This window comes from Bartonella sp. CE47NXGY, assembly GCF_042195415.1.
In the GTDB taxonomy this organism is placed as follows: Bacteria; Pseudomonadota; Alphaproteobacteria; order Rhizobiales; family Rhizobiaceae; genus Bartonella.
Genome location: NZ_JBHIOI010000296.1, coordinates 1 through 538, shown reverse-complemented (window position 1 = coordinate 538; position 538 = coordinate 1). Strand labels below are relative to the sequence as shown.

At 36.6% G+C, this 538-nt stretch carries 1 pseudogene; it reads right to left on the bottom strand.

What is annotated here, in order from left to right:
- Window positions 1-501 (bottom strand): annotated as a pseudogene (locus ACFIL3_RS11175) (hypothetical protein); the annotation flags it as partial.
- Window positions 502-538 lie beyond the last annotated feature (37 nt).

The following is a 538-nucleotide window of genomic DNA, read 5'->3' as shown; positions in this document are numbered from 1 at the left end:
CGATGCAAATTGTAAACGCTCTGAAATAGTTTTGCCCATTTGATCAAAAGGCCCAGAAACTTTGTTTTCGTCCTCTAGTACCTTTTGATATGATTCTCTTGAAAGCTTATCACTCTTATAGAACGATTCTGGTTCTTTGAGAAAAAAACTAGAAAAGTCTATTTGCTTTGGGTTTGTTTTCTGACTCTTTGTTATAGCTTGATAGGCTTTTTCTGTTTGTGAAATTTGTTCTTTTTTTAACGCAAGTTGTTTTTTAAAGAGCTCAATAATTTCCCCTTTTTTTAATAGCTTAATAAGCTCCAGATATTCCGCTGGTAGAGCAGGTGGTGGCGATGGAGCAGGTGAATTCTGTTTAGTATCTGATTCCGAAAGAATCTGTGCCCTTAAAAGATTTAGCCGCACGTTACCACCTACATGATTTCCATCAACATTGTTTGCATGTGCCAAATTTATCATCCCCCAAAGGGTAATCATTCCTGTTATAATAAATCGCTTTTTCATCTGTCTCCTCGCTTGATTTCGGCAGGGATTGTTTTAT